This window comes from Micromonospora sp. D75, from assembly GCF_018070405.1.
GTDB classification, from domain to species: domain Bacteria; phylum Actinomycetota; class Actinomycetes; order Mycobacteriales; family Micromonosporaceae; genus Micromonospora; species Micromonospora chalcea.
In genome coordinates this window covers 1-9,129 of sequence record NZ_JAGPXV010000196.1, presented here as the reverse complement: position 1 = coordinate 9,129, position 9,129 = coordinate 1, and the positions used below count along the sequence as shown (strand labels likewise).

7 protein-coding genes and 1 pseudogene are annotated in these 9,129 nt (G+C 72.3%); 3 read left to right on the top strand and 5 right to left on the bottom strand.

The window, feature by feature from the left end:
- Positions 1-556 (top strand): glycosyltransferase family 2 protein (locus KBX39_RS14295; RefSeq protein WP_210870984.1); only part of this gene is annotated, 556 nt, incomplete at its 5' end.
- A 21-nt stretch (positions 557-577) separates the two neighbouring features.
- Here the strand turns inward: KBX39_RS14295 and KBX39_RS14290 are convergent.
- From KBX39_RS14290 to KBX39_RS14270, 5 genes and pseudogenes are all read right to left on the bottom strand, one after another.
- Entirely contained in the window at positions 578-757 is a 180-nt protein-coding gene (locus KBX39_RS14290; protein ID WP_030503218.1) for a DUF6104 family protein, read from the bottom strand.
- Positions 758-820: 63 nt separating this feature from the next.
- Positions 821-4,547, bottom strand: a pseudogene (locus KBX39_RS14285) (multifunctional oxoglutarate decarboxylase/oxoglutarate dehydrogenase thiamine pyrophosphate-binding subunit/dihydrolipoyllysine-residue succinyltransferase subunit).
- A 258-nt stretch (positions 4,548-4,805) separates the two neighbouring features.
- A complete protein-coding gene (locus KBX39_RS14280) occupies positions 4,806-5,633 on the bottom strand; it encodes an ABC transporter permease (RefSeq protein ID WP_064447869.1) in 828 nt (275 codons plus the stop codon).
- Positions 5,630-6,568: an ABC transporter ATP-binding protein gene (locus KBX39_RS14275; RefSeq protein ID WP_043328547.1), complete on the bottom strand. Its 939-nt coding sequence runs from the start codon at positions 6,566-6,568 to the stop codon at positions 5,630-5,632. The genes KBX39_RS14280 and KBX39_RS14275 overlap by 4 nt, the downstream gene beginning before the upstream one ends.
- A 141-nt stretch (positions 6,569-6,709) precedes the next feature.
- A complete protein-coding gene (locus KBX39_RS14270) occupies positions 6,710-7,366 on the bottom strand; it encodes a hypothetical protein (RefSeq protein ID WP_210870982.1) in 657 nt (218 codons plus the stop codon).
- 174 nt (positions 7,367-7,540) lie between these two features.
- Between KBX39_RS14270 and KBX39_RS14265 the strand changes: the two genes are divergently transcribed.
- Positions 7,541-8,314 carry a GNAT family N-acetyltransferase gene (locus KBX39_RS14265; RefSeq protein WP_166457188.1) on the top strand — a complete coding sequence of 258 codons (774 nt, stop codon included), beginning with the start codon at positions 7,541-7,543 and terminating at the stop codon, positions 8,312-8,314.
- Between the two features lie 50 nt (positions 8,315-8,364).
- Positions 8,365-9,129 (top strand): 1-acyl-sn-glycerol-3-phosphate acyltransferase (locus KBX39_RS14260; protein WP_210870980.1); only part of this gene is annotated, 765 nt, incomplete at its 3' end.

Sequence of the window (9,129 nt, the reverse complement as noted above, 5' to 3'; positions counted from 1 at the left end):
CGAGGACACCGACGTCACCATCGCCGTCGGCCGCGCCGGCTGGCACATCGTGTACGAGGAGAGCGCCCGCGCCTGGACCGAGGCGCCGACCACCATCGGCCAGTTGTGGAAGCAGCGGTACCGGTGGAGCTACGGCACCATGCAGGCGATGTGGAAGCACCGGCGCTCGGTGATCGAGAGCGGTCCGTCGGGCCGGTTCGGCCGCCGGTGCCTGTCGTTCCTGACGCTGTTCGGCGTGCTGCTGCCGCTGGCCGCCCCGGTGATCGACCTGCTCGCCATCTACGGGCTGATCTTCCTGGACCGCAGCGACACGGTGGTGGCCTGGCTGGTGATGCTCGCGCTCCAGTTCCTCACCGCGGTGCTCGCCTTCCGGCTGGACCGGGAGAGGCTCGGCGTGCTCTGGGTGCTGCCGTTGCAGCAGTTCGTCTACCGGCAGGTCATGTACCTGGTACTGCTCCAGGCGGTCGGCACCGCGCTGACCGGCGGCCGGCTGGGCTGGCAGAAGCTGCGGCGTACCGGGGACCTGCGGGTCGCCGGGCGGGGCGCGGCCGGCTGAGGCCGCGCCCGGCCGCGCGCGTCAGTCGTCGTCCGGGTCGTCGAGGCGGGCCAGCCAGGTGGCGAACCGCTCGATCGGGGTCTCGAACTCCGGGTTCAGGTCGACGAAGTCACGCAGCCGCTCGCCCAGCCACTCCAGGCTGACCTGCTCGTCACCCCGGCGCTCGACCAGCTCCTCGATGCCACGGTCGGTGAAGTACACGGTGTTCCTCTCGTCGTACGGCAACGGCCCGCCCCGGGTCGGGACGGGCCGCTGCCGGTGGTGTCACGGGCGGGGGAGAGCCGCCTCGATCAGCGCGTTCTGCTCGACCTCGTGCATCTTCGCCGAGCCCACCGCCGGGGCGGCGGCGGCCGGCCGGGAGATGCGGCGCAGCCGGACCTCGGGCAGGTGCTCCAGCAGGTTGAGCGCGACGAACGACCAGGCGCCCTGGTTGGCCGGCTCCTCCTGGACCCAGGCGAAGTCCTCGGCGTTCGGGTACTGCGCGAGCGCGGCCCGGACCTCCTCGACGGGCAGCGGGTAGAGCTGCTCCATCCGGATGATCGCGGTGTCCGTCACGCCCCGCTCCTGCCGGGCCTGGAACAGGTCGTAGTAGACCTTGCCCGAGCAGAGCAGCACCCGCTTCACCTGCTCCGGCGCCGGAGCCGCGGTGTCGGCCAGCACGGGCTGGAACGTCCCGGTGGTGAAGTCCTCGACCGGCGACACGCAGAGCTTGTGCCGCAGCAGCGACTTCGGCGTGAACACCACCAGCGGCTTGCGCTTGGGCGACATGGCCTGGCGGCGCAGCAGGTGGAAGTAGTTCGCCGGGGTGGTCGGGATGGCCACCCGCATGTTGTCCTCGGCGCAGAGCTGGAGGAACCGCTCCGGGCGGCCGGACGTGTGGTCCGGGCCCTGGCCCTCGTGGCCGTGCGGCAGCAGCAGCGTCACCGCGGAGCGCTGACCCCACTTCACCTCGCCGGACGAGATGAACTCGTCGATCACCGACTGGGCGCCGTTGACGAAGTCACCGAACTGGGCCTCCCAGGCCACCAGCGCGTTGATGTTCTCCACCGAGTAGCCGTACTCGAAGCCCATGGCCGCGTACTCGGAGAGCAGCGAGTCGTGGACGAAGAAGCGCGACCGCTCGCCGTCGGCGGTGAGCGACATCAGCGGCAGGTAGTCCTCGCCGGTCTTGGCGTCGACCACCGAGGCGTGCCGCTGGACGAACGTGCCGCGGCGCGAGTCCTGCCCGGCGAGCCGGACGGTGACGCCGTCGTGCAGCAGCGTGCCGAACGCGATGATCTCGGCGAAGCCCCAGTCGATGCCGCCCTCGACGGACATCTTGCGGCGCCGCTCCAGCAGCTGCTGGATCCGCTTGTGCGGGGTGAAGCCCTCCGGCAGGTTGACGTGCGCCTCGCCGATCGCCTTGACCACCGCGGCGTCGGTGGCGGTGTCGACATGCGGCTCCGGCTCCTCCTCCCGCGGCGGGCGGCTGAGCTGACGCGGTGTGGTCGCGGCGTCCCGGGTGGCCTTGAAGACCCGCTCCAGCTGCCCCTGGTAGTCGCGCAGCAGCTCCTCTGCGTCCTCCACGGTGATGTCGCCGCGCCCGATCAGCTCCTCGGTGTAGAGCTTCCGGACCGACCGCTTGGAGTCGATGATCTTGTACATCTCCGGGTTGGACATCGACGGGTCGTCGCCCTCGTTGTGCCCGCGCCGGCGGTAGCAGACCATGTCGATCACGACGTCCTTGTTGAACGCCTGCCGGTACTCGAACGCGAGGCGGGCCACCCGGACCACTGCCTCCGGGTCGTCGCCGTTCACGTGGAAGATCGGCGCCTGGATCATCCGGGCCACGTCGGTGCTGTAGAGGCTGGACCGGCTGTACTCCGGGGCGGTGGTGAAGCCGACCTGGTTGTTGACGACCACGTGCACGGTGCCGCCGGTGCGGTAGCCGCGCAGCTGGGACAGGTTGAGCGTCTCGGCGACCACGCCCTGGCCGGCGAAGGCGGCGTCACCGTGCACCGCCAGCGGCAGCACGGTGTAGCCCTCCAGCTTGAGATCGATCCGGTCCTGCTTGGCCCGGACTATCCCCTCCAGCACCGGGTCGACGGCCTCCAGGTGCGACGGGTTCGCCACCACCGACACCTTGACCGCGTGCTCGCCGTCCGGAGTGGTGAACTTGCCGTTCTGGCCGAGGTGGTACTTCACGTCGCCCGAGCCCTGGGTGGAGCGCGGGTCGAGGTGCCCCTCGAACTCGGAGAAGATCTTCTCGTACGGCTTGCCGACGATGTTCGCCAGCACGTTGAGCCGGCCGCGGTGGGCCATGCCGATGACGACCTCGTCCAGCCCGGCCTCGGCGGAGCACTCCAGCACCTCGCCGAGCAGCGGGATCAGCGACTCGCCGCCCTCCAGCGAGAAGCGCTTCTGGCCGACGTACTTGGTCTGCAGGAACGTCTCGAACGCCTCGGCGGCGTTGAGCCGGTTCAGCACGTGCTTCTGCTCGTCCTGGCTCGGCTTCTCGTACTTGCGCTCGACCCGCTCCTGGATCCAGCGCCGCTCCTCCGGGTCCTGGATGTGCATGTACTCGATGCCGACGCGGCGGCAGTACGAGTCGCGCAGCACGCCGAGGATCGAGCGCAGCTTCATCCGCTGCTGGCCGGCGAAGCCGTTGACCGGGAAGACGCGGTCGAGGTCCCAGAGCGTGAGCCCGTGCTGGAGGACGTCCAGGTCCGGGTGCTTCCGGATCTTGAACTCCAGCGGGTCGGTGTCGGCCATCAGGTGGCCGCGCACCCGGTACGCGTGGATCAGCTCGTGCACCCGCGCGGTCTTGTTGATCTGGCCTTCGCTGTCGACTGCGACGTCGCGCATCCAGCGCACCGGCTCGTACGGGATGCGCAGCGAGGTGAAGATGTCGTCGTAGAAGCCGCGCTCACCGAGCAGCAGCTCGTGCATGACCTTCAGGAACTCGCCGGACTGCGCGCCCTGGATGATCCGGTGGTCGTACGTGCTGGTCAGCGTGATGACCTTGCTGACCGCGAGCTGGGCCAGGGTGGCCTCGCTCATGCCCTGGTAGGGGGCCGGGTACTCCATCGCGCCGACGCCGATGATGGCGCTCTGCCCCTGCATCAGGCGCGGGATCGAGTGCACGGTGCCGATGCCGCCCGGGTTGGTGAGCGAGATCGTGGTGCCGGAGTAGTCCTCCATGGTCAGCTCGTTGCGGCGGGCGCGCCGGACCACGTCCTCGTACGCCTGCCAGAACTGCCGGAAGTCCATCTGCTCGCAGCCCTTGATGGACGGCACCACCAGGTTGCGCGAGCCGTCCGGCTTGACCAGGTCGATCGCGATGCCCAGGTTGACGTGCTCCGGGCGGACCATCGCCGGCTTGCCGTCGACCTCGGCGAAGGAGTTGTTCATCTCCGGGTGCTCGACGACGGCGCGCACGAGCGCGTACCCGATCAGGTGGGTGAAGCTGACCTTGCCACCGCGACCCCGGGTCAGGTGGTTGTTGATCACGATGCGGTTGTCGACGAGCAGCTTGGCCGGGACGGCGCGCACGCTGGTGGCGGTCGGGACCGACAGCGACGCGTCCATGTTCTGCACGATCTTGGCGGCGACGCCGCGCAGCGTCGTGGTGCCGGCGGCGCTCGCGGTCGGTGCCTTGGCGGCCGGCTTGGCCGGGCTCAGGCGCCTTCGCCGCCGGCTTCGCCGCGGGCCTGGCCGGGGCGGCCGCCTTCGGCTCGGCCTTGGCGGGGGCCGCCTTGGCGGGCTGCTCCTTGACCGTGGTCACTGCTTCCTGCTGCTCGGCCGGCTCCGGCTTCGCGGCCGGCTTGGCCTGCCCCTCCGGGCGCGGCGTGGCGGCGCCCGGGGCCGGCCGGTAGTCGGCGAAGAAGTCGTGCCAGGCCGAATCGACGCTCGAGGGGTCGGCGAGGTAGCGCTGGTACATCTCCTCGACGATCCACTCGTTCGGGCCGAAACCCGCCAGTGGGTTCTCCTGCGAAGTCTGCTGGGTCGACACGGCCGCTAATCGCCTCTTTCACGCGGTTGTGAATGTCACGGTGGCCCCCGGTGACCCCCGGTTGCCGACGCTGGGTAAACCGATGCCAAGGCTACGCCGTGCGCTGGGCGCAGGCATTCTCGCCTCCGGCTGGTGGTCCGTTTCACAGAAGATGCCAGAAGTTCGGCAAACGCTGCGTGATCCGGCGACTCCTGCTAGACGGCGAAGGCCCCGGCCGGTGACGGGTGTCACCGGCCGGGGCCCGGCCTGACCGCGAGGTCAGGAGATGTCGCGCTTGCGGATCGTGGCGACGCCGATCGCGCCGGCCACCACCGCGTACCCGATCAGCACCAGCGCGCCCGCCCACTGCGGCGGGTTGCCCGGGATGTTGGTGTCGCCGCCCACCATGAGCCCGGAGGCCAGCGACGGAACCAGCAGCTGGAGCTTGTTGATCCAGTCGCCGTACCGCGAGGCGAGCAGGCTCAGCACGATCGCCGCGCCGATCGCGCCACCCAGGTAGAACAGGATGCCGGTCACGGTGGCGCCGATCTGGCTGCGGATCAGCACGCCGAGCCCGACGCCGAGCACCGACCAGAGCACGTAGGCCAGGCCGTTGAGCGCGATCGCCCGCCAGATCGCCCCGCTGCCGAGCTGCGAGCCGACGTCCACCGAGCTGAGGATCAGCGGCGCGGTGATCAGGTTCAGCACCGTGGTGACGACCCAGAACAGCAGCGCCAGCACGCCAGCCGCGGCCAGTTTGGCCAGCATCACCGCGGTGCGGTGCGGCGCGGTGAGGAACGTGGTGGTCACCGTCTGGTGGAAGAACTCGCTGGTCACCACCACGATGCCGAGCAGCAGCACGATGAGCAGGCCGAAGAACTGGCCGTTGGTGTAGAGGTTGGCCGCCAGGTTGTCGGCGGCCGAGATGGCCTGCAACTGGTCGGACTGCTCGGCCGGCACCTCGCCGAAGTCCCCGCCGGCCAGCGCCTCGGTCTGCAGCCAGTTGAAGAACAGCGTGAGCGCCCACAGCGCCAGGCTGATCAGCCCGAAGATCCACCACGTGCTGGTCGTACGGATCTTGAGCAGTTCGGATCGGACAAGCGTCATCGGATCTCCGCCTTTCCGGCCGTCAGCTCCAGGAAGACCCCTTCGAGGTCGGGCCGCTCGGTGGTCAGCTCGTGCAGCTCGACCTTGGCGGCCAGTGCGAGGCGGCCCACGGTCGGGGCGTCCACGCCGCTGACCAGCAGCGCGCCGTGCGGGTCGGCGTCGACGGTGGCGGACTGCTCGCGCAGCACCGTGGCCAGCTCGTCGGCCTGCGGGGTGCGCACCCGCACCCGGACGCCGTGCGTCATCGACGCCATCACCTGGTCGACCGGACCCTGCCGGACCAGCTTGCCGGCCGCGATGATCACCACGTCGTCGGCGAGCAGCTGCATCTCGGAGAGCAGGTGGCTGGAGACCAGCACCGTACGACCCTCGGCGGCGAGCCCCTTGAGGAAGCCGCGCATCCAGCGGATGCCCTCCGGGTCCAGGCCGTTGGCCGGCTCGTCCAGGATCAGCACCTGCGGGTTGCCGAGCATCGCCGCGGCGATACCGAGGCGCTGCTTCATGCCCAGCGAGTAGCCCTTGAACTTGCGCTTCGCCGCGGGCGAGAGCCCGACCAGGGCGAGCGCCTCGTCGGCGCGCTCCTTCGGCAGCCCGGCCGCCGCGCAGATCACCCGCAGGTGGTTGATGCCGGTGCGGCCCTTGTGCGCGCTGGACGCCTCCAGCACCGCGCCCACCGTGCGCAGCGGGTCGGGCAGGTCGGCGTACCGGCTGCCGCCGATGGTCGCCGTGCCGGCACTCGGCGTCACCAGGTTCAGCAGCATGCGCAGCGTGGTCGTCTTACCGGCGCCGTTCGGGCCGAGGAAGCCGGTGACCCGGCCCGGCTCGACGGTGAACGACAGGTTGTCCACCGCGCGGACGGTCTTGTATTGCTTGGTCAGGCCGGACACGATGATCTGGCCGGTCCCGGCACTGGGGCGTGGCTGCCCGTCGGACATCATTCTCCTCTCCTGCCCCGGCGGGCATGACGCGCGCCGGTGGGGGCGCTGTTGCGGGGGCGCCCCGCAACAGCCTTCCAACCCGGCGCAAGGGGGTCAATCAGGCGGGACGTGTACGCGCCGTCCTCCTCAGGTAGGACATCAGGCGGTCGCCAGCGCCACCCAGGTGGCCCGGGCGCGGCCGAGCAATGCGCCGTCCGCACCGTACAGGCTGGTGTGCACCTCCGCCTTCCGCCCCTCGCCGCCCACCGCGAGGCCGGTCACCACGCACTCGTCGCCGGGTCGTGGCAGCGCCGTGACCTGTGCGGCGATCCGCCCCAGGACGTACGGGCGGCCGGGCGCGAGCACCGCCCAGCCGCCGGGGCAGTCCAGCGCCGCCCACACCGTCGCGGGCGTCACCTCGGCCGGGGCGCGGAACGGCGCGGCGGTCCGCCCGTCCGGCAGCCGCCCCGGGAAGATCCGCAGGCCGTCCGGGTGCGCCGGGCCGCAGACGAAGCAGCGGGGAAACGGGTGGTCCAGCAGACCGGGGTACGCCCGCGCGGCGTCGGCCGCCGTCGCCCGGTCCACCGGCGGCACCACCGCCTCGACCGGCTGCACCCGGCGTACCTGGGCGATCAACTGGCCGTCCGGGTCGCGTACCTCGCCGTCGGCGGCGGTCAGCGGGGTCTCCAGCGGCGGCGGCCGGCGCAACGTGACCTCGACCGGCCCCCGGTCGTCGATCAGCGCGGCGAAGATCCCGGCGCTCCAGCCGCCGTTGCCCGAACCGTCCGGTCCCTGGAACCGGGCCTCGACCAGCATGCGCACCTCCGGGTTCACCGCCGCCGGCGCCGTCGCGGGCGGTCCGCCCGGCAGCCTCGCACACGCCGGTCCCGTCCCGGCCGTCCCGGTGCGCACGACGCCGCCGACCGGCGTTCACCGGATCGACACCCCTCACCCCGCCCGGTGGCAACCCACGGCACCTACACAGGAGCCATGGCCGTTCTGCACGCCGCTGGCGCACCGCTCACGACCAGCGGTTACACCCTGCTGATCGCCGACGACCCGACACTGGTCGCGGCCGCGCAACGCCTGCGCCACGAGGTGTTCGCCGGCGAACTCGGCGCCACAGTGCCGGGCGCCGTCACCGGGCTCGACTCCGACGAGTTCGACGCGCACTGCGACCACCTGGTGGTGCTGCGCGAGGGCACCGGCGAGGTCGTCGGCACGTACCGGCTGCTGCCACCCGGCCGCACCGCACGCCGGTACGCCGACGGCGAGTTCGACCTGCGCCCGCTCGCCCCGCTCCGCGACGACCTGGTCGAGGCGGGCCGCTCGTGCGTGCACCCGGACCACCGGACCGGCGCGGTGATCAACCTGATGTGGGCCGGGATCTGCCGCTACCTGCATCTGCGCGGCTCCCGCTGGCTCGGCGGCTGCGCCTCGGTGCCGGTCACCGACGGCGGGGTCGCCGCCGCTGCGGTGTGGGCCGAGGTCAGCGCCCGGCACCTGGCCCCGCCGGCGCTGCGGGTGACCCCGCGCCGACCCTGGTTCGCCGAGGCGCCCGCCGCCGACCCGGGCGCGCTCACCCCCGCCGGGGGCCGGGCGCTCGTGCCGCCGCTGCTGCGCGGCTACCTGCGGCTCGGCGCCTGGGTGGCCGGTGAGCCGGCGTACGACAGCGACTTCGGCTGCGCCGACTTCTACGTGCTGTTCTCGCTCGACCGGATGAACCCGCGCTACCTGCGGCACTTCCTCGGCGGCGGCTCGTGACCGCGGATGCTCCTCCGCGTGGCAGGGCCCCGGCCGGTCCCGTCGGGGGCGTGGCCGGTCGTGCCGGGGGCGGGCCGGGGGAGGGCCTGTGGCGGCCCGTGTCGGGCTGCGGGCCGGACTGCCTGCCGCCGCACACCGCCCCGGACGTGTCGCGGCTGCGCCGGGCGGGACGGCTGCTCGGCGTACTCGGAATGCTGCTGGCCGGGGCCGGCCTGGCCGCGCTCCTGCCGCTGCTGCCGGCGGCGCGTGGGCGGGCCGCGACGCGCGGCTGGGCGCGGTGGACGCTGCGTACCCTCGGGGTGCGGCTGGTGGCCCGGGGCCGGGCGCCGCGCGGCCGGGCGCTGCTGGTCGCCAACCACGTCTCCTGGCTGGACGTCCTGGCGGTGCTGGCGGTCTCGCCGGCCCGGATGCTGGCCAAACGCGAGGTGCGGCGCTGGCCGGTGGTGGGTGCGCTCGCCGCCGCGGCGGGCACCGTGTTCGTGGACCGGTCCCGCCCGCGCGACCTGCCCGCCACCGTCGCGCGCGTGGCCGAGTCGCTGCGCTCCGGGCGGCCGGTGGCGGTCTTCCCGGAGGGTACGACCTGGTGCGGCGCCGCCACCGACTGTCGCCCGGCCGGTGGCTTCCGCCCGGCGATGTTCCAGGCCGCCGTGGCCACCGGCACACCGGTGGTGCCGCTGGACCTCGCCTACCGGTACGGCGGTGACCCGGGCACGCTCGCCGCCTTCCTCGGCGAGGAGACGCTGTGGGCCTCGGTGCGCCGGGTGCTCGCCGCCCGGGACCTGACCGTGGTCGTGACGGTGCGGGCCGCGCTCTAC